Origin of the sequence: Pseudomonas sp. NPDC090755, from assembly GCF_044769005.1 — a bacterium.
In the GTDB taxonomy this organism is placed as follows: Bacteria; Pseudomonadota; Gammaproteobacteria; order Pseudomonadales; family Pseudomonadaceae; genus Aquipseudomonas.
The window spans coordinates 120,899-141,539 of sequence record NZ_JBIVXC010000004.1; the positions used below are offsets into that span (position 1 = coordinate 120,899).

At 63.3% G+C, this 20,641-nt stretch carries 15 protein-coding genes; 1 reads left to right on the top strand and 14 read right to left on the bottom strand.

Annotated elements, in window-relative coordinates:
* The 13 genes from ACIQUS_RS08920 to ACIQUS_RS08980 form a co-directional block, all read right to left on the bottom strand.
* On the bottom strand, positions 1 to 4,359 hold a 4,359-nt coding region (locus ACIQUS_RS08920; protein WP_403045648.1), incomplete at its 3' end, for a putative Ig domain-containing protein.
* 455 nt (positions 4,360 to 4,814) lie between these two features.
* Positions 4,815 to 4,976, bottom strand: coding sequence for a DUF2986 domain-containing protein (locus ACIQUS_RS08925; RefSeq protein ID WP_403045651.1), 162 nt, complete (start codon positions 4,974 to 4,976; stop codon positions 4,815 to 4,817).
* A 201-nt stretch (positions 4,977 to 5,177) separates the two neighbouring features.
* The gene (locus ACIQUS_RS08930; protein ID WP_403045658.1) at positions 5,178 to 5,669 is read right to left on the bottom strand and encodes a hypothetical protein; all 492 of its coding nucleotides are present in this window, start codon (positions 5,667 to 5,669) and stop codon (positions 5,178 to 5,180) included.
* A gap of 347 nt (positions 5,670 to 6,016) precedes the next feature.
* The gene (locus ACIQUS_RS08935; protein ID WP_403045660.1) at positions 6,017 to 7,171 is read right to left on the bottom strand and encodes an iron-containing alcohol dehydrogenase; all 1,155 of its coding nucleotides are present in this window, start codon (positions 7,169 to 7,171) and stop codon (positions 6,017 to 6,019) included.
* A 10-nt stretch (positions 7,172 to 7,181) separates the two neighbouring features.
* Positions 7,182 to 8,336: an iron-containing alcohol dehydrogenase gene (locus ACIQUS_RS08940; protein ID WP_403045663.1), complete on the bottom strand. Its 1,155-nt coding sequence runs from the start codon at positions 8,334 to 8,336 to the stop codon at positions 7,182 to 7,184.
* Between the two features lie 5 nt (positions 8,337 to 8,341).
* On the bottom strand, positions 8,342 to 8,989 hold the full coding sequence (locus tag ACIQUS_RS08945) for an ATP-binding cassette domain-containing protein (RefSeq protein ID WP_403045666.1): 648 nt from the start codon (positions 8,987 to 8,989) through the stop codon (positions 8,342 to 8,344).
* Positions 8,986 to 9,756: an ABC transporter ATP-binding protein gene (locus tag ACIQUS_RS08950; protein ID WP_403045669.1), complete on the bottom strand. Its 771-nt coding sequence runs from the start codon at positions 9,754 to 9,756 to the stop codon at positions 8,986 to 8,988. The genes ACIQUS_RS08945 and ACIQUS_RS08950 overlap by 4 nt, the downstream gene beginning before the upstream one ends.
* Complete coding sequence (locus ACIQUS_RS08955; RefSeq protein ID WP_403045672.1) at positions 9,753 to 10,712, bottom strand: branched-chain amino acid ABC transporter permease; 960 nt, start codon at positions 10,710 to 10,712, stop codon at positions 9,753 to 9,755. Before ACIQUS_RS08955 ends, ACIQUS_RS08950 begins: the two co-directional genes overlap by 4 nt.
* Positions 10,712 to 11,611: a branched-chain amino acid ABC transporter permease gene (locus ACIQUS_RS08960; RefSeq protein WP_285865040.1), complete on the bottom strand. Its 900-nt coding sequence runs from the start codon at positions 11,609 to 11,611 to the stop codon at positions 10,712 to 10,714. Before ACIQUS_RS08960 ends, ACIQUS_RS08955 begins: the two co-directional genes overlap by 1 nt.
* Positions 11,612 to 11,678: 67 nt before the next feature.
* Positions 11,679 to 13,013 (bottom strand): ABC transporter substrate-binding protein, encoded by a 1,335-nt coding sequence (locus ACIQUS_RS08965; protein WP_403045676.1) that lies wholly within the window; start codon positions 13,011 to 13,013, stop codon positions 11,679 to 11,681.
* A gap of 27 nt (positions 13,014 to 13,040) precedes the next feature.
* A complete protein-coding gene (locus tag ACIQUS_RS08970) occupies positions 13,041 to 14,363 on the bottom strand; it encodes an ABC transporter substrate-binding protein (protein ID WP_403045679.1) in 1,323 nt (440 codons plus the stop codon).
* 230 nt (positions 14,364 to 14,593) lie between these two features.
* Positions 14,594 to 15,940 (bottom strand): sigma-54-dependent transcriptional regulator, encoded by a 1,347-nt coding sequence (locus tag ACIQUS_RS08975; protein WP_403045682.1) that lies wholly within the window; start codon positions 15,938 to 15,940, stop codon positions 14,594 to 14,596.
* 7 nt (positions 15,941 to 15,947) lie between these two features.
* Positions 15,948 to 17,675 (bottom strand): ATP-binding protein, encoded by a 1,728-nt coding sequence (locus ACIQUS_RS08980; protein WP_403045684.1) that lies wholly within the window; start codon positions 17,673 to 17,675, stop codon positions 15,948 to 15,950.
* 372 nt (positions 17,676 to 18,047) lie between these two features.
* On the opposite strand from ACIQUS_RS08980, the gene ACIQUS_RS08985 reads away from it, so the two are divergent.
* Positions 18,048 to 19,502, top strand: coding sequence for a sensor histidine kinase (locus ACIQUS_RS08985; RefSeq protein ID WP_403045687.1), 1,455 nt, complete (start codon positions 18,048 to 18,050; stop codon positions 19,500 to 19,502).
* Positions 19,503 to 19,587: 85 nt separating this feature from the next.
* Here ACIQUS_RS08985 and ACIQUS_RS08990 read toward each other — a convergent pair whose 3' ends face one another.
* Positions 19,588 to 20,586 carry a cyclase family protein gene (locus ACIQUS_RS08990; RefSeq protein ID WP_403045689.1) on the bottom strand — a complete coding sequence of 333 codons (999 nt, stop codon included), beginning with the start codon at positions 20,584 to 20,586 and terminating at the stop codon, positions 19,588 to 19,590.
* Between the last annotated feature and the right edge of the window lie 55 nt (positions 20,587 to 20,641).

A 20,641-nucleotide genomic window follows, 5' to 3' on the forward strand; every position in this document is an offset into this window, starting at 1 on the left:
ATCACGTCCGCTACCACCAACAACCGTGGTGACGGTGTTGGTGTGACTCTGGTAGACCAGGATCGTGTCGTCGCCGGCACCCGCATCAAGACTGTTATTGCTTACCTGACCGCTGTTGTCGAATTCCTCCAGATAATCATTACCGTCACCGCCCTGCAGCAGATCGCTGCCCGCCTCGCCGTACAGACCGTCATTGCCGTTACCGCCAATGAGTGTGTCGTTGCCCCGGCCACCGAGCAAAGTGTCCCCACCGTCGCTACCGGTCAGGCTGTCATTGCCATCATCCCCACGAAGAAAGCCGCCATCGGCGTCATTACCCGCCAGCAAAGTGTCGTTGCCCTGGCCACCAAAGAGATAGTCATAACCACTGCCACCGTCGAGCAGGTCATTGCCACCGAAACCGTTCAGCGTATCGCTGCCCGCCAGACCATAGAGCGCATCGTCGACCACACTGCCGTTGAGCACGTCATCGTTCGGTGTACCGTTGAGCGTCAGCCCCAATGAACTGCCATCCGGCGGCGCGGCGGGCGAAAAATTGTCGAGGGTCAGTGCCGCCGCGTTGATATTCTGCAGCGTGATGACGGTCTGCCAATCGTTCGTGACGGAACCCGCGCCATCGCTGTCCCACTGCAGCAGCGTGTCGGCGCCCTGCTGCACCAGACGCAGGTAACCCAGCGCCGGGTCGAAGGGATTGCCGCCGCTGTAGCCGACGCTCGCCAGCAGCAGCTGATTGATATTGAGGATGTCGCCGTTGGCGCCAGCAGCGAAGTCGCTGACCAGCAGCTGGCCGATGGAGAAGTTCTGCAAACTGTAGGTATCACGTCCGCTACCACCAACAACCGTGGTGACGGTGTTGGTGTGACTCTGGTAGACCAGGATCGTGTCGTCGCCGGCACCCGCATCAAGACTGTTAATGCTTACCTGACCGCTGTTGTCGAATTCCTCCAGGTAATCATTGCCATCACCGCCCTGCAGCAGATCGCTGCCCGCCTCGCCGTACAGACCGTCATTGCCGTTACCGCCAATGAGCGTGTCGTTGCCCCGGCCACCGAGCAAATTGTCCCCACCATCGCTACCGGTCAGGCTGTCATTGCCATCATCCCCACGAAGAAAGCTGCCATCGGCGTCATTGCCCGCCAACAAGGTGTCGTTCCCTTGGCCACCAAAGAGAGAGTCATAACCACTGCCGCCGTCGAGCAAGTCATTGCCACCGAAACCGTTCAGCGTATCGCTGCCCGCCAGACCATAGAGCGCATCGTCGATCACGCTGCCGTTGAGCGCGTCATCGTTCGGTGTACCGACCATCGCACTCAACAGGCTCAACGTGAAATCATCACTCACCGAAAGCCCACCCGAGTCGGTTGCCGTAACCGTGATGCCAATATCCCCAGGCTGTGTCCCTGCCGGCGGCGTACCGCTGAAACTTCGGCTCGGCGCATCGAAGGTCAGCCACGCCGGCAATGGGTCGCCGTTCACCAGTCGGGCACTGAGCACCAGACTGTCGCCTACATCGACGTCAGCAAAGGTGTTGGCCGGCAAGGTGTAGGCAAACGCCTGCCCCAGCCCGTTGAGCTGGTCGAGCAACTCCACCTGCAGTGTCGGCGCATCGTTGGTGTTACCAATGGCCAGGGTAAAGCTGCTGCTCACCTTGGCACCGCTGCCATCCGTGGCCGTCACTTTCAGGCTCAAACTGCCCACATCCGCATTACCCGGCGTACCACTGAAGGTGCGGCTGGTCGGGTCGAAGCTCAACCAGCCCGGCAGCGGGTTGCCGTTCGCCAGGCTGGCGCTGTAGACGAGGCTGTCGCCAACGTCCACATCGGCAAAGGTAGCGAGCGGTACGCTGTAGCTGAAGGGCGAGTCTTCAGTGGCAGTCTGCGCGAGCAACGCAGAGGCCACGATCGGCGCATCGTTGGTGCCCGTCAGGCGCACCTCGAAGGTGCCGTTGGTCGAGCCGCCGTGCCCGTCCTGCACGGTAAAGGAAATCACATCGACGGCCTTCACGCCTGCCGCGAGGCTATCGATTGCCGGGGCGTTGCCACTGTAGAAAAAGGCCCCCGGATTCCCGGCAAACATGGAAACGCTGCCGCCCAGACTGCTTTGCGGTGCGAAGGTGTAGGTCAGAGTATCGCCGTCCGGATCCTGTACGGCGGTACTCACATTGGTCGAGATGAAGCTGTTCTCGCTGCCGTCGACCCACAGCTCCACCGTCACCACAGGCGCATCATTGACCGCAGCCAGGTTCAGTTGCGCGGAGGTGGCGACCTGTAGACTGCCGTCACTCACGATCACATCGAAGGTCACCGGACCATTGAGGTTACTCGCCGGCGCAAAGGTCCAGGTGCCGTTGTTGTTATTGGTCAAGGCACCAAGGCTTGAGTCGACGCTGACGCTCTGCACGCTCAGCGTGGTGCCGGCATCCACGTCGCTCGCATTGGCCAGCAGTTGCGCCGCCGTAAGGGTATAGGCGGTATCTTCCGAACCGTTGGACAGGCTGACCGGGCCACTGACGGTTGGCGCATCGTTGACCGGCGTGACAGTGATGCTCAGGGTATTGGCGTTGACGGCAAAACCTGTACCGTCGCCGACCTTGAAGCCGATGCCGACGTAACTGCTGCCATTGCCATTGAGGGGCGGCACGAATTGGAGCTTGCCGGCATCGAGGTCGGCTTTGCTGATGACCTGGTCCTGGACCACCGCGACCCAGGCACTGCCGTTGTGGTACTGCAGGCTGCCCAGCGCCGGCAGTCCGGTGATCTTCACCGCGGCCAGCGGGGTGTTTTCCGGGTCGCTGTAGGTGCCGAAGTCGGCGCTGCCGAGGATGACCGGCGTGTCCTCCAGGGTCGTCTGGCTGTCATTGGTGGAACTCGGGGCACCGTTGGCCGGCAGGGTTGCCGCGGCCTTCAGGGTGGCGGTGTTCCACACCACGTTGTTATCGAAGCGAAGCCGGTCGATCTCGTAGTCGGCGCCCAGGTAGAAGCTCTTCACGGTCAGGGTCTGCGAGGTCGCGAGCACCACCATCTGCAGGTCGTCGCCCAGGTGCACGAAACGCACGTTGTTACTGTTGAGCCCCACCAGTTGCACGGTGTCGATGTCGGTGGCGGCCCCGCCACTGTTGTCGATCACGTCGTTGCCATAGTTGATGCCATACCGGTAGGTATCGCTGCCACGACGGCCCGCCAGCAGGTCGTCACCGGTGCCACCGTCGAGCACATTGTTGCCGGTATTGCCGGTGATCCTGTTGGCCAGGGTATTGCCGGTGCCATTGAGATTACTGCTGCCGGCAAGTTCGAGATTTTCAAGGTGGGCACCCAGGCTGTAGCTCAGCGAGGCGCGGACGGTATCGTTACCACCCTCGAATACTTCGGACACGCTGTCGCCACTCTGGTCGACAACGTAGGTATCGTCGCCACTGCCGCCGGCCATGCTGTCGTTGCCAGCACCGCCGTCGAGCAGGTCGTTGCCAGCGTCGCCACCCAGACTGTCATTGCCCGCGCCGCCTTGCAGCGTGTCATTGCCATCGCCGCCCTGGATCAGGTCGTTGCCGCCACCGCCGTCCAGCAGGTTATTGCCGGTATTGCCGATCAGGGTATTGGCCAGCGCGTTACCGGTGCCATTGAGGTTGGCGCTGCCGGTCAGGGTCAGGCGCTCGACGTTGTTGCCCAGGGTGTAGTTGATGCTGGCCAGTACCCGATCATCGCCGGCGTTGCTGGCCTCCACCACCACATCGCCGGCGGCATCGACCACATAGGTGTCATTGCCCACGCCGCCTTCCATGCGGTCGTTGCCACTGCCGCCGTCGAGGGTGTCATTGCCACCATTGCCGTACAGCGTATCGTTGCCGCCCAGGCCCTGGAGGGTGTCGTCGGTGGGGTTGCCATTGATCACGTCGGCACCCGCAGTGGGCGCGACGGGGGCGTAATAGAGGTTGGCCAGCGCCTCGGTGGCGCCCCAGCGGCTGCCATCGGCGAACTGGATGCGGTCGATCGCATGGTCGGCATCGAGAAAGCACTGGCTCACGGTGAGGGTCTCGCCGGTGGCCAGCACGGTAAGCACCAGGTCGTTGCCGATGCGGGTCAAGCGGATCTGGTTGGCGTTGAGGTTGGTCAGCCGCAGGACGTCCACATCACTGCTGGCGCCCCCGGCGTTGTCGATCACATCATTGCCAAAGCCCTGGCCGAACAGGTAGGTATCGCTGCCGCGCCCACCCAGCAGCCGGTCATTGCCGGTACCGCCGTTGAGCGTATCGTCACCGGCATTGCCGATGAGGATATCGTCACCGCCCAGGCCATTGAGGGTGTCGGCTGCGGTACCCCCCGTCAGCGTATTGGCGTTGTCGTTACCATTGATGGTGGCCATTACCTGAGCCCTCAGAGTACGAAGGTTTCTCGACTCTAGGACTGTAGTTGGCGGCACTTTGCCGGCCATCATCCGTTTGAATGACCCGACAAACCTTTCGTCTAGTTTCAGGATCCAATTGTGGGCCGGATCAAGTGGCAAGCCCGCTCCTGCATGAGTAGCCGCTGCCGAGGAACGAGGCTGCGATCGGCTGCGCAGCAATCGCAGCCCGGTCACCTCGTTGTGCCCGACAGACTGAAGTCGCCAGGTTTTACGGTCGCTTCGCGACCGATCGCAGCCTGGCGGCAGCGGCTACACCGTCAGGCAATCAAGACAGCTGCTGCTACAGGGGTAGCCGCTGCCGAGGAACGAGGCTGCGATCGACTGCCTGTAGGAGCGGCGGTGCGACGATTCGACTTGCCCCGCGATGCGTCGCAGCGTCCATTCGCGGGGTATACCCGCTCCCACAGATCGCATCAGCCCTGCGAGTCGGTGCTCTCGACAGAGCCCACCTCAGCGTCCAGCTTCAACCGGTCGGCTTTGCTGATGTACTTGGGTTTGCTTTTAGGTGCCAGTTTGGCGCTGGCCTTTTTCGCGTGAGCCTGCAGTAACTGTTTGATCTTCTTGCGACGATTCATTGTTCCACTCGAGGGGTAGGTTTGAGCATGTTGAAGACATCATACCCGCCCTTTTCTTCGAACCCCAAGGCGGCAGGACGAACCTGCCGTCGACGGACACAGCCTCAACAGATGCACCACCAGTTCGGCGTACTTCAGCCGGCTTTTTTGCAATATGTGCAAGTCACGCCAGGGGGATAGGCAACAGCACTGTGGGCTACGTTAAGAGTTGGGGCGGAGAGCTTTGAAATCGGTAATTTCGACAGTGACCTTCTTGTATTCTCCTTTGCGAGGGAGTCCAGTGAAGTTTAACTTACCGCTAATGTAATCAGCCCCAACATGCTCTACGATCAGCTGACCTGAATCAGCCTTGAAGTTGTACTCGTCGGCATGATCAAATTGCTCGAAGATACCTGACAAATCGATGTCATTTTTGGAAAAATCATAGGTTCCTACCGCCAGAGCGCCCTTCCAGAACAAGGATAAGTTCTGCGAGTGGCTATCATTTTCGTTGGCAAAATATGCTATTAGAATGGACATGTCGCTGGCATTTGGGAGGTAAAATAAGCGCTGCGTGCTAATAGATTCCCACTCTCTCGAATCGAGGCGGTAACGGCCGATGAAATGACCGCCTTCTTTAACTTTTAGTGCCTGCGGATTGGCTGTCAGGTATTCTTTGCTACTGCTGTATTGCAAGTCTTGTGAAGTGTCCATGGTATTAAACCTCTGAATGAGTTCGCAGCACTCTTGCCCTGAGTACTGTGCGCCCATCCTATGCAAGCCAACGGCTATCAAACAACTGGCAAAAATGCTAGGTCCGCCGCTGTGTAACGGCCAACCAATACCAGGTTCTGCGACGCTTTCACCTCATCTGAGTTCAAGGGCTTTACCGGGCCGTTTGCAGGCTGGGTCCCCAGACCACCCTCGCCAGCAGCGGGCAGCGCTTTGGCATAACATTGTTCCACTCGATGGGTAGGTGTGAGCATATTGAAGACATCATACCCACCCTTTTCTTCGAGCCCCAAGGCGGCAGGACGAACCTGCCGCCGATGGTCACAGCCTCAGTAGATCCCCCGATAGATACCCTCCACCTCGGCTTCGGTCATATCCCTGGGGTTGCTGTCGATCAAGCGCTTCAGCCCGGTCACCACCTCCGCCGCCATCGCCGCCAGCGAGGCTTCATCGATACCCAACCGGGACAGGCGCGTTTCCAGCCCGCTGTCGCGGACCAGTGCTTCGATCTCCTCAACAAATGCCTGCGCAGCACTGGCCTCGTCCTCGAACACCGCCTGCGGCAACAGATGCGCCGCCAGTTCGGCGTACTGCTGCCGGGCCGCCGGCACGTTGAAGCGGATCATCGGCGCCATCACCAGGGCGTTGGCGTGGCCGTGAGGAATGTGAAAGCGCGCGCCCAACGGGTACGCCAGGCCATGGATTGCCGCCACCGAGGCATTGACGAACGCCATGCCGGCCATCAGCGAGCCCTGCAGCATCGCCGAGCGGGCCGCCAGATCGCTGCCGTCGGCCAGCACCTTGCGCAGGTTGCCACCCAGCAGGCGCAGTGCGGTGGTGGCCAGGCCATCGGAAACGGGGTTCTTGCGCGTGCGGCTGGTGTAGGCCTCGATGGCGTGGACCATGGCATCCAGGCCGGTCGCCGCGGTGACCAGGGCCGGCAGTCCCCGGGTCAGTTCCGGATCGAGCACCGCCACGTCCGGCATCAGTTGCGCCGCGTAGACCGCCTGCTTGCGCTGCTGGGCGTCGGTGATCACCGAGACCCAGGTCACTTCCGAGCCCGTCCCTGCCGTGGTCGGAACCAGCACCAGCGGCAGACGCTGACCGCGCGCCTTGTCGGTGCCGTAAAGGTCCTCAAGACGCTGCTCGCTGTTGATCAGCAACGCCACCAGCTTGGCCGCATCCAGCGAGCTGCCGCCGCCAAGGCCCAGCACGCCATCGGCCTCGAAGGCACACCCCTGGCTCACCGCCTCTTCGACCACCGCAGCCGGCGGGTCTGCCACCACCTGGTCGAACACGGCCACGGTGCAGCCCGCCGCCTCCAGCGCCGCGCACGCCTTGGCGGCGAAGCCCAGTTTGACGATGCCGGGGTCGCACACCAGCAGTACCCGGCGGGCAGCCAGGGCGGCGAACACCTGGCCAATCCCCTGCAAGGCGCCCACCTCGCAGACGATGCGGGGAACACTTCTGAACGCGTGATTCATGGCGATCTCCTCAAAGCACCGAGGCGTAAATGGCCCGGGCGTCCTCACGGCTGACCGGGCGCGGGTTGTTGATCAGCAGGCGTTCGACCTTCATGGCGTCGTCACTCAGCCGGTCGAGGTCCGCCTCGGTCACGCCCACTTGCGCCAGGCGCTGGGCGAACGGCATGCGTTCCACCAACGCGGTCATGAAAGCGATAAAGGCATCGCAGGCCTGCGCCGGGTTGTCGAAGCGCTGACCGGGCAGCACGCTCGCCGCCAGTTCGGCGTATAGCGACTGCGCCGCGCTGCGATTGAAGTTCAGCACCGGCACCAGCACCAGCGCATTGCTCAGGCCATGGGGTACATGGAAGTGCCCACCCAGCGGATAGGCCAGCGCGTGCACCGCCGCCACCGGCGCGTTGGCAAAGGCCATGCCGGCCAGCATCGAACCCAGGAGCATGTCCGAGCGCGCTTGCAGGTCGCCCGGTTCGGCCAGCACCCGGTCGAGGTTGCCACCGAGCAGGCGCAGGGCCTGCAAGGCCAGGCCGTCGGACAGCACGTTCTTCTTGTGTTTGCTGGTGTAGGCCTCGATGGCATGGACCATGGCATCGACGCCGGTCATGGCGCTCACCGCTGCCGGCAGGCCGACGGTCAGGCGCGCATCGAGCAAGGCGATGTCCGGGTAGAGCAAGGCGCTGACCACGCCCTTCTTCTCGTGGCTGGGGGTGGTGACGATAGCCACGGCGGTGACCTCCGAGCCCGTGCCGGCGGTGGTCGGTACCTGGATCAGCGGCAAGCGCGGCCCCTTGGCCAGGTTGATGCCGTAGATGTCCGCCAGTGCCTGTTCATGGCCACACAGCAGCGCCACCAGCTTGGCGGTGTCCAGCGAGCTGCCGCCACCCAGGCCGATGATCGCCTGGGCCCGGCAGTCGCGCCCGGCCGCCACCGCTTGCAGCACCGAAGCCTGCGGTGGATCGGCCTGCACGTCGCTGTACAGGGTCACCTCGACGCCGGCATCGCGCAGCGCATGCATCGGCGCCTCCAACAAGCCGGCCCGTTGCAGCCCCGGATCGCTTACCAGCAACACCCGTTCGGCACCAAGCTCGCGGCACAGGGTGCCGAGGCGCAAGGCGCCATCGACTTCGCAGATCACCCGTGGTGTGGTTTCAAAGGTAAAGTTCGACATGGCGGTTATCCTGCTCGCACGCTGCCGCGCTCGATGCGGTACAGCGCATCGACCAGGTCAGCGGAATGGGTGTCATCGGATTCAGAGATCAGCACGCACAGGCCTTGCTGTCCGAGCTGGGCGATCACTTCGCTGAGGCGGCGCGACAGCACCGGCGCCACGCCCTCGAACGGTTCGTCGAGGATCAGCAGGCGGTTGCCCGGCATCAGCGCCCGGGCCAGGGCCACCAGCTTCTGCTGGCCGCCGGACAGCTGCATGGCGCGGCGGTCGCGGAACTGGGCGATTTCCGGGATCAGGCTGTAGACCCACTCCAGGCGCTCGGCACTGCCGGGCAGCTTGTTGGCCCACACCGGCAGCAGGATGTTCTCCTCCACCGTCAGTGCCGGAATCAGCCGGCGGTCTTCCGGCAGGTAGCTGATGCCTGCTGCCGCGCGCTGGTGCCCCGGCTGCGCGCGCAGGTCATTGCCGGCGAAACGGATCGAACCGGAGCTGGCGTCGAGCAGGCCCATCAAGGTGCGGATCAGTGTGGTCTTGCCAGCGCCGTTGTGCCCGATCAGGCCGACCATCTGTCCGGCACCGACGTCCAGCGAGACGTTGTGCAGGATCGGCACCGATTCGATGGCCACGTTGAGGTTGCGAATTTCCAGGCTCATGCGGTTGCCCCCTTGTGTGCCCGCTGCCCCCCGGTGACCAGTTCCTGGACCCGGGTGTTGGCCAATACCGATTGCGGCGGGCCGTCGGCCAGCACTTCACCGCTGTAGAACGCAAGGATTCGCGACACGTAGCGGCGCACCACGTCCATGTCGTGCTCGACGAACAGCACGGTCACCTGGTGGCGCGACACCACCTGCATCACCGTGTCCATCAACTGGGTCTTTTCCTCGGCGCTGACGCCGCTGGTGGGCTCGTCGAGCAAGAGCATCTGTGGGTCGCCGATCAGCGCCATGGCGATATCGATCAGCTTGCGTACACCTTGCGGCACCGCCGTGACCTTGCTGTCACGCCACGAGAGGATGCTGAACTCGCCAAGAATCGCGTCGGCACGGGCGATCCGCGCGTCATTGCGCAGCGGTCGCAGCAGCGACGGAAACGGCGACTCGGCGGCCGCCAGGGCGACCAGCAGGTTGTCCAGCACGGTCAGTTCAGGGAACAGTTGGGCGACCTGGAACGAGCGGGCCATGCCGGCGCGGGTGATCGCGCGTGGCGTCCTGCCGATGATCGACTGGCCGTTGAAGAGGATCTCGCCACGGCTGGGCTTGAGGTAGCCGGTCACCATGTTGATGAAGGTGGTCTTGCCGGCGCCATTGGAGCCGATCACGCCCACCACCTCGCCCTTGCTGATGCTGACGTTGACGTTCCTGGCCGCGGTGACCGCGCCGAACTCCTTGTACAGTCCACGGGTTTCGAGAATGCAGCTCATACCTTGGCCTCCACTGTCTTGGCCGCGCGGCCTCGGCCGCTGAACAGGCTCCACAGGCCCTTGGGTAGAAAGACGATGATTGCCAGCAAGGTGACGCCCAGGATCATCTGCCAGCTATGGGGCACCAGCTCGATGGCATAGGTACGCACCACGGCGAACAGGATGGCGGCGATGATCGGTGCCGCCACGTGGGCCGTGCCGCCGAGCAAGGCGATGAAAACGAACTCGCCGGAGGTGATCCAGTAGGCCATTTCCGGGTCGATGTGGCCGGCGGCCAGGGCCATGAAGCCCCCGCCCAGCGCCGAGACCCCGGCGGCGGCGACATAGTTCATGTACAGCACCCAGCGCGGCGACTGGCCGAGGTACTCGACCCGCACTTCGTTCTCGCGGATCGCCTCGCACATCGCCCCGGCGCTGCTGCGGCCATAGCGGTGCAGCAGCACCGCGAGCACCGCAGACACGGCGACGATGATGACGAACAGCGCCAGCGGTGCCTGCCCCGCGGCCGGGCTCCAGCCGAACAGGGTCCAGGCCTTGACGTTGAAGCCGTCGGTGCTGCCCAGGGCCGGGCTTTTCACCAGCATGCCGTAGAGGATCATCGAGAACGCCAGCGACAGCATGGCGAAGAAGATCTCGCGGTAGCGCGTCATCAACAGGCCCAGCAGCATCGCCAGGGCCACTGCCGCGGCGACGCCGATCAGCAGCAGGGTCGGCAGGTCGCTGATGGCCAGGAAGTGCCCGCTCATGCCGACGGCGTAGCCCCCCATGCAGAAGTACAGGCCCTGGCCGAAGGTCACCAGGCCTGCGCGCATCTGCATTACCACGCCTTGCACAACCATGGACTTGGCCAGTGCCATGGTCAGCAGGAACACCAGCCATTGCGGGGCGATCAGGCCACCGAAGGCGAGCACGGCGGCGACGCCGAGCAGAATCAGTTCGGTTTTATCCAGGCGCATCAGATTTTCCTCGCAAGCACGCGGCCGAACAGCCCTTGCGGACGTACCGCCAGGACCAGCGCCATCACGCCATAGATCACAAAGAGTTCGAATTGCGGTGCGTAGTGCACCGCCGCCGCGCGGCTCAGGCCCACCAGCAAGGCGCCGAGGGCGGCGCCTTCGATGCTGCCCATGCCACCGATCACCACCACGGCAAAAGCCAGCACAATGATTTCCACGCCGATGCCCGGCGCCACCGAGATCGCCGGTGCTGTCAGGGCGCCCGCCAGGGTGCCGAGTACGGTGCCGAGGATGAACACCAGGGTGAACACCCGGCGCACGTTGACGCCCATGGCCTGGGCCACTTCGCGGTCATGGATCACCGCGCGCAGCACCTTGCCCTGGTGGGTGCGCTCCAGCCACAGCCACAGGCCAAGGCCCAACACCAGCGAGACGCCCACCAGCATCAGGTCGTAGTTGGAGACTTTCAGCCCGGCCAGCACGCTGCGGCCCATTTCTGCGTAAGGCTGGTAAGCGAAGTACGGGTTGACGCCCCAGATCATCTTCATGGCGTCTTCGAGGATCAGCAGCAAGGCGTAGGTGATGATCACCATCAGCACTTCATCGCGGCCGTACATGAACCGCAGCAAGCCGCGCTCGATCAGCAGTCCGACCACCAGCCCGGCGGCCAGGGCGCAGCCGAGCATCATCAGGTAGCCGACCCACACCGGCCCTACCCCGTTATTGAAATACCAGCCCACCAGCGAGGCGGCGGCATAGGCGCCGATGGCGTAGAAGCTGCCATGGGCCATGTTCAGGATGCGCATGACACCGTAGATGACGGTGAGCCCCGCCGCGACCAGAAACAGCCACGAGGCATAGATGGCGCCGTCGATCAGCACCGCGTAAAGACTCAGCATAAGGTTCTACCTTGGCAAGAGTGGCGGCCGGCAGCGGCCGCCACGGTCAGTCAGGTGTGCAACGCGATCAGTTGCACTGCGCGCCAGGGAAACCGGCCTTGATCCAGTCATGGGCGGTGGTGCCGTCAGGCGGGGTCACGCACTCGCCGGAGAAGGCGATGACGTTCTGCACGCTGCCTTTCTGGCTGGCCGCGTCATAGTGGTACTCACCGTAGGCGATACCCTGCATGGCCTGATGGCCGCCGGCGCGGGCCATCTGCACGGTGCCGGAGACCGACTCGAAGGTCGCGCCCTTGAAGGCCTTGGCCATCTCCAGTGCTGCTGGCACCTTGCCGGGCTCGGCCTTGGCATTTTCCGCGGCGAATTTAAGGCCCAGGATGGCCTGGGCCATCTTGCTCGCCGGGTAGGTCGGCGCGGCCTTGTAGGCGGACTGATAGGCCTGGGTGAACCAGTTGTTCAGGGCGTTCTCGGGCGCGAAGGCACCGAACGGACCACGACCGCCGATGATCATGCCGTTGGGGGCCTGGTCCTTGTAGCGTGCCAGCGCCGATTCGCCACAGGTCAGCACGGCGGTGGCGTCTTCCAGCAGGCCGCGGGAGTTGGCCTGGAGCACCAGGGCCTCCATGTCGCCGCCCCAGAAGCTGGAGTGGATGATGTCCGGGCGCTTGACCGACAGCGCCGAGATTTCCGCGCCGTACTGACCCTGGAAGACCTTGGGCATCTGCGATTCGACCACCTGGGTCTTGGGCATGATCTGCGCCATGGACAGGGTGAAGTCGTTCCAGCTGTCCTGGCCCCAGGCATAGTTCTGCTGGATGCCGCCGACACGCACCGCGTCCGGACGGGTCCTGGCCAGGTAGCGGGCAGCGCCGATGTTGTCGACGGCAGCGTCGAGGCTGGTACGGAAGACGAACTGCGGGGTCTTGTCTTCGCTGAACAGCTGCGAAGTGCCGCAATCGTAGAACACGGTCATCGCCCCCAGTTCCTCGGCGACCGGGGCGATCGCCAGGCAGTCGCCGGAAGAGATGTAGCCGACCACGGCATCGACCTTCTGGCGCTGCACCAGGTTGCGGAACTCCTCCACCTGCTTGGCTGCCCCGCCGGCCTCATCGATGATCACCATCTCGATCTCGGCGCCGTTTATGCCCAGTTTGTCGTAGGGCGCAGGCAGCTTGCCCTGGTTGAGGCCTTCCACCAGTACCTTCGCAGCGTTGGCCGAAGGCTCGCCGAACGGACCGGCTGCCGGGCCGGAAAGGAAGGTCACCACGCCAATACGGAACTTGCCGTTCTCGGCGGCCAGTGCCGCGCCGGTGAAGCTGCTGGCAACCCCCGCCGTGGCGATCGCCAGGGCCAGGGGCAGGGTCTTGAGGGAGTGCTGGACGCTATTTTTATAGTTGTTCATGGTCATTTCCATTGCGGGTTATCGAAGCTAAGGGGCATGCCCCTCGGGGTTACGGACTGACATGGCGTGCCGGCGCGCGCGGATGGCCGGGTCGGGCAACAAGTCCTGGGCGGAGTACACCGACCAATGGCCGAGCATCAGTTGCGCGGGCGGGTAATCGTTGTTGGGCACCGGCGTGCCGACGGCCTGGGCCTGCAGGATCTGGTGGGTCAGCGGGTCGATGCGCGAGACGAAACCCGGCGGATCTTCCGGCAAGGCGATCTCCAGCCCCTCGAGGGCGGTGACCAGTGATTCGGTGTCGGTGGCGCCACCGGCTTTCTGGCTGGCCCTGGCCAGGACCATCACGCCGGTGTACGCACCTTCGGCGGCGTAGGTCGGGTAGCGCCCGGTCAGGGTGTGGAAGCGCTCGACGAAGGATGTGTTGCGCGCTGTCTGCGGCCAGTTGTTGTGATGCCGGGCAGACAGGATCAACCCGGGCGGCGCCTTGTCGCCGAGGGCGACGAGGAAGTCATAGTTGCCCCCGGTATCGAAGTTGGCCAGCCGCGAGCGCTCGAACAGTCGGGTACCGGCGGCCTGCTTGACGAAGGCGTGGAAGTCGCCGCCCCACAGGGCCGAGACGACGATGTCGGGCTTTGCCTGTTCCAGTGCGGCGATATAGGCCGAATAGTCCGGCTCATACAGGCGCGGCCAGAGCTCGATGACGTCTTCGAACGGCACGCCCAGCTGGCGCAAGGCTTCGTGCAGGTCGTCCCGCGACACGTGACCGTATTCGTAGTCAGGACCGATGAACGCCAGGCGACGCCAGCCGGTCCTGGCTTGCAGTGCCTTGAGGTAGTGGGCCCCGGCGGCCATGGAAGTCCAGGTGTCGTTGGTGACGCGAAAATAGTAGCGATGGCCGTTTTCCAGGGTCATGCGCGACGAGGCATGGTCGGTGCCGATCATCAGCACCTTCTCTTCTCGCGCCAGTTGGCTCACGGCGAGCGCCACACCCGAGGACACCATGCCGCACAGCACCTGCACGCCGTCCTTGCGGATAAACGCCCGGGCCAGGCTCGCACCGTAGGAGGCCTTGGACTGGTCGTCGTCGATGATCACCCGCATCCGTGGCACCGATTGCCCGGCTTCGCGTTCGGCCTGCAGTTCACTCAAGGCAACCTGGATGCCGGCGATACTGTCCTGGCCATAGATCGCCGCCCGCTCGGTCATCGGGTACAGGCAACCCAGGGTCAGGTCGGCTTGAGGGGCCGCCGCGCCCAGTTCGACGCGTCCGGCGTGCGCGCTCCCGGCGTGAGCCAGCAGCAGGCCGTTCAGGGCGACGACGGTGAGCAGGTGAGAAAACGGCAGATGCATAGAATCCCTTGGGGCGTTCGGGGACGCCTCTTGTCGGTTAGCGAAATGGGCTATCGCAAAGGCTGTGCCAGCCTTTGGCGCACGGTGCATGAAATACCACGAAAGCGCTCTGCAACAAGGCTTTGCGTGATGAATATCAGGGATTGAGGGGCGCCGCGCCAAGGACCGGCGCGGCGATCTGCCAGGGATGTTGAGCGCCTTGCGCTCAGCGCGCGCGAGCGCTTGAGCGGTTAGCGCTCATCGCCTCGGGCCAACCCCAGGCGCTGCAGACGGCGCTTGAGCGCATGCCGGGAAATCCCCAGCAGGTCGGCGGCCAGGCCCTTGTGCCCGGCACTGCGGCTCAGGGCATCGTTGACCAGTTCACGCTCGGCACGTTCGAGCTGGTCGTCCAGCGCCGACAGCGAGCTGGCCGCAGGCTCGGCGGATTGCAGGTGCGCGGGTAGCTGGGCAGTGCCGATGGCCTGCCCTGGCAGCAGGATGGTCAGGCGCTCGACCAGGTTCTTCAGCTCGCGGACATTGCCCGGCCAGCGATGCCGCACCAGGGCGGCGGCGCTGTCGGGCGCAAACGAGATGGGTGCGACCTTTTCTTCCCGCGCCTGATGCGCGGCAAAATGCCGGGCCAGCAACAGGATGTCGTCACCACGATCGCGCAGGGCCGGGATATCGACAGTGATGACATTGAGGCGGTAGAACAGGTCTTCGCGAAAACGGCCCTGGCGCACATCGTCGGCAAGGTCGCGGTTGGTCGCCGCCACCACGCGCACATCGGCGCTGCTGGCCTGGCTTGCGCCCACGGCGCGGTAACTGCCGTTCTCCAGAAAGTGCAGCAGCTTGGCCTGCAACGCCAGCGGCAGTTCGCCGATCTCGTCGAGGAACAGCGTGCCGTTGTTGGCCTGGGTGACCAGGCCGATGCGTTTCTGGTGGGCGCCGGTGTAGGCGCCTTTTTCCGAGCCGAACAGCTCGGCTTCGATCAGTTGCTCCGGCAGCGCCGCACAGTTGACCTCGATAAACGGGTGCGCGGCCCGCGCGCTGTTGGCATGCAGCGCCTGGGCCACCAGCGTCTTGCCGGTGCCGGACTCACCCAACAGCAGGATCCGCGTGGCAGAGCTGCGGGCGATCCGTTGCACCGCGGCGTTGAGGTTGCCCATGGCCTGGCTCTGGCCAAGCAGGTTGCCCGGCGCTTGAACGGCAGCCACCACGGCATCGGTTACCGCGAGGGTGCCCTGGATGGTCGCCAGCAGATCGTCCAGCTCAAAGGGCTTGGTCAGGTAGTCCGTGGCCCCGCCCTTGACCGCCTGCACCGCGGCGCGGGTGTCGCCGTGGGCGGAGATCATGATTACCGGTAGGTTCGGCCGGCATTTGCGCAGGCCATCGAGGGTGGCGATGCCATCGATTCCCGGCAAGCCCAGGTCGAGCAGGACGATATCGACCATCACCGAGCTGTCGGCCAGCAGCGCCAGCGCCGCCTCGCCACTGTAGACCGCGCGCGGCTGCATGCCTTCGCCACGCAGGGCGTAGCTCAGCGAGCGCACCAGCGCTTCTTCATCATCGACGATCAGTACGTGTATTTCGGACATCGGTCGCTCACTTCCAGTCAGTCGTTGCAGGCGCGGGAAAGTCCAGGGTCACCACCGTGCCTTTGCCCGGGGTGCTCGCCAGTTCCATTCGCGCGACGTTGGCGTCCAGTAACTGTTGGCAGATGCTCAGGCCCAGCCCCGTGCCGCGCGCCTTGAGGGTAAAAAACGGCTGGCGTACCTGCTGCAGGGCGGCCTCGGGAATACCGCAGCCCTGATCGACCACGGTCACACCGACCCGCTCGCCCCAGGCCTGGCCCTCGATCGCCACGCCCTGCCCCGGCGCGCTGGCCTCCACGGCGTTGAGGCAGAGGTTGAGGAGAATCTGCTGGGCCTGGTCCGGATCGACCCAGAGCTGCAGGCCCGGCTTGCAGGTGCTGGAAAACGTGATGCCCCTGGCCTGCGCTTCGGGCGCGACCAGCCGCGCCGTGCGCGCAAACAGCCCGGCCAGGTCCACCACCTGCGGGACCGCCGGGCGCGGCCGGCCATATTCGAGCAGGTCGCTGGTGACATGGGACAGGCGATCGATTTCCTGGCAGAGGTCGGTCAGCAGCAAGCGCCTTTCTGCGTCCTGCTCGCGCCGCAGCAAGGCCTGCACGGTGGTCTTCATGGTCGCCAGCGGGTTGCGCACTTCATGGGCGACGCCGGTGGCGAAGGTGCCGAGTACAGCGAGGTTTTCCGAGCGCACGGTACGCTCCATGACATCGGCCAGGCGACCGGCCATGACATTGAAGGCCCGGGTGACCCGGCCGATTTCGTCGTTATGGACCTGTTCCGGCAGGCGATAGCCAAGATCCCCCGACGACAGTTGATGTGCCCCTTCCACCAGGGTGCCTACCCGCGCGCGCAACTGGCGCGACAGGGTGAAGAACACGATCAGAATGAAACCGATGAAACCGACCGCCGCCAGGTACAACCACCAGCGGGCGTCGTCCAGAGGTTTGAGCACTGCCCCGGGCTGCACACTGAAGACCACTTGCCAGCCGGGCAGGATCACCGGGCCTTCGCGCCAGTCGCTCGGCGCCTCGACCTGGCGCCCAGTCGCATCGATAAAGGCGCCGCCCGGCACCCGCAGCAGCGGCGTGACCACCCCGCTCAGGCCCGAGCTGACCAGCAACTCGGTGAGCGAGGCCAGGCGCAGGTGCAGGCCGATCCGTACGCGGTGATCGAGACGACCGTTGCGGATGGTCTTGCGGATCAGCAACCAGCCCGAGCGCCCGGCCTGGGGCAGTACCGGGCCGATTACCTCGATATCGCCGACGGTCTGGCGCGCCAGGCCGTCGAGCGACCACCCCTCGCCTCCCCAATACGGTGCCCCCGAGGCCGCCTGCCCCGGCATGACCTTGAGCAGGCGCTCGTTCTGGTCGAAAAACAGCACGCCGTAGAGAAACGGCAATTCGCCTTCAAGCTTGAGCAACGCATCGACATCGCCCACCGGCTGGGCTTGCTCGGCAACGAACTCGGGCATGCTGGGATGATTGGACAGGGCCGAGAGCTGGTAGAAACGGTCGTCGAGAAACGACGACAGCCGGTTCGCCGTGGACAGCGCCTGGGCATCGAGGCGTTCGCCGGTCAGGCGGTTGAGCAGGTCCTTGGCCAACTGCTCATAGAGCACCGCCAGCGCAATCAGCGCCACACTCATGACCACGATTGAAAGCAGCGTATAGCGTGCCACCAGGCTGCGGCGAGGCCGGGCCAGCCGTCGCCAGAAGGCGCTCGCGGGGAGTTCGATATCCATGGAAGTTGTAGTTGTTTTTCATGTGATGCCGGGGAGCATAAGGACCGGGGGTCGAGGTTGTCCATGGCGAAGTGGATTGGCGGGCAGATGTAGCAGGCAGCCTCGGCGAAAAGGGGCAACCGTTCTGCGCGGCATGCTTATCCCCGATCGGGTGGTGAAAAAACCCAGACACCCCCAAATGAGGGGATTTTCTGGGTAACGGGTTGAGCGCATCAAAGCTTCGGCCCAGGCGCCATGGGCTTTGGGGCTTGGCACGATGCGTGCTTCTTCCCTAGGCGACATTGCAAATGGTTGTCTCAGGATCTCGAGGAGTGAAGCGCATTCGGCAAACTCACGAGTGAAACCCGCCAACCCATGACAAGAGATGCCTTTATGAGCCGTGTGCCATGGAGTCTTGACTTACTACCTGTCAAAGGCATTGCCTCGCTTTTGGCGAAACTCAAAGAGATCCGATTACCCTCGTTCCCCATCGGCCCCAGTATATTTTTAGTCGCAGCGTTATTTGGGCTTATTGCTACCAGCCTCATCATCAGCACCAGCACCCAGCGAAATGCAGCACTCACTGCCCAGTTCATCCAGGCCTTGGGGGCCGTGGACGGGAGCAGCATGGGATTGGCGGGGTATCAGACAAGCGACGTACTCGACTCACGCAAAGACAGTGGTCTGACTCAAGAGGACCAGGCCAATCGCCAGAAATCACGACACATGTTCTTTCAGAGCCTGAGCAGCATTGCCAATCAATCGGATACGTTGTTGATCAATGTGTATGCGCCTGACGATGTCATTATCTGGTCCAGCAACCCTGCATTGATTGGCCAGCGCTTTCCCGGCGACGAGAAACTGGAGTCGGCTGAGTCCGGCAAGGGTGGCGTCGTTGCCAGCTACCACCAGGTCAAGGAAAGCCGTACTGAGCAGCAGTTCACTCGACAGCCAAGCAGCATATTCGTTGAGAATTACATCCCGCTCGTCAATTCAGCAGGGGAAGTACCCTCAGTCGTTGAATTCTATACAGAGCCCCCCGGCTGGCTTACCAGTACGCGATCGGGTTACCTGGTGGTATGGCTCGCCTGCTCCCTTGCCGGAGCGTTGATCTATATCGGCCTCCTCTCCTTTGCCGGTAAGCGTGGTGGCGTCTTCCCTTCGAGGGTTCAACAGAACATTGACAACGAAATGGCCGCCTTGCTCAACGAAGTCACGTCCGTAGTGGCTCACAACTTACGCAACCCCCTCGCGGTTGTTCGTTCCAGTGCCGAGCTGGCCCTGGAGGTCGGAAGCCCGGCTGCCGGCAAAAACATCGGGGACATCATCAGTCAGGTCGATCGCATGTCAGAATGGATCAAGGAACTGCATGGTGCGTCCACCTCGCTGAAAGGTGAAATCGGAACGGTCGATCCGGTAGAGGCCGTCCTCGAGACCCTGCGCAATTTTGAACTGCCGTTAAGCAACGCCAATGTGCATGTGGAATTTTCAGCAGCCAGCACTTTGCCGGTAACAGGTCACCACCCGTTGCTTGTGCAAATATTGGACAGCCTGGTATCCAATGCTATTGATGCGATGCCAGACGGCGGCATTTTGTACATCGACATACATCAGCGCTCATTCAGGCGTTTGAACATAACGCTTCGTGACACCGGCAAGGGCATGACCACAGCCCAACAGAAAGCGCTGTTTCGACCGCGTTGCGCCATCAAGCATGGAGGGTTTGGTATCGGGCTGATGTTGGTGAAATTGATCATGAAACGTTTTGGCGGTCACGCGAGCCTCACCAGCAGCAAAAATAAAGGAACAACCGTCAACCTGTGCTTTCGGATGGCAAACAGTGATTAGCGCGAGCCGGCGATGGGGCGCGTCGCCCCTGGCCCGGCCATGCCGGGCATCGCCAGCACGATTGCCTCCTGCGAGCGCCCTGCCCTCAGCGAACCGGTAGGGCCACCGGGCGCATCGGCGCCGCATCGGCGCCGCGCAATTTCAAAGAGGCCCCCACAAACGCGAATTGATAAACCCGGTCCTTGGACAAACCTTCCAGGTTCAACAGCTCAATGATCGGTGCGCCCTGCATTGCCAATAGATAGGTATGCAGCGGCAGGTAGTTGCCCTCGACCTCCGAAGGGAAGGTCTCGAAACTCAGATTATCGGCACCGACCACCATCGCGCCGCTGTCCTCAACCAGGAATTTCGCCGCATCCAGGCTCAGACCTGGCGGGTTGGCCATGTAGGCCTGTGCGTGTTCATAGTCACGCATACGCCCGGTACGGATCAGCACGACGTCGCCTTTCTCCAGCACCACGCCTTGCTTGGTCAGCGCCTGCTGCAGATCGCTGCGGGTGATGCGGTAGTTATCCGCCAGTTGTTCCAGGCCCTTGGCCACGGCGACATCAATCATGACCCCGCGAGCGATGATCGGCGGCAGTTTCTCTGCGCCTGTGACATTCCAGCCACGATCACCCAGGTGCTGGTCGGCACGAAAGCCGTTCCAGATCTTGCCGTTGAGACCAAAATGGTTGAGCGCGTCGATATGGGTGCCCATGTGGGCATACATCGATACCGCCGAGCCGCTGTAGCTGACGTGCTGGTTCATCGGCTCGCCGACCTTCATCGGGTCGGCGATCACGTTGCCTTGCGGGGTGTGGGTCATCCACATCTGGTAAGGCGGGTCTCCCGCGGCCTGCCAACTGGGCATGCCGACAAAATACTCCACCGCGAGGTCGTAGGCCTGGGCCCCATTGACCCGGGCCAGGATCGCCGCCTGCGACTGCGGGGTCATCAGGTTCAGGCGCCCGATCTCGTCCTTCTCCCCCCAGGGGCTGATACCCACCTCGGGCCTGGCCGGTGCCCCGGCGCTGCACAGTGAGCTGAACACCGACAAGACGGCCAGCCCGGCAAGTTTTTTGATCCACGAACGTTGCAGCATGACATAACTCCTCAAAGGGGGGAGCGCTCATGCTATTAGCTGTTAAATCATAGAT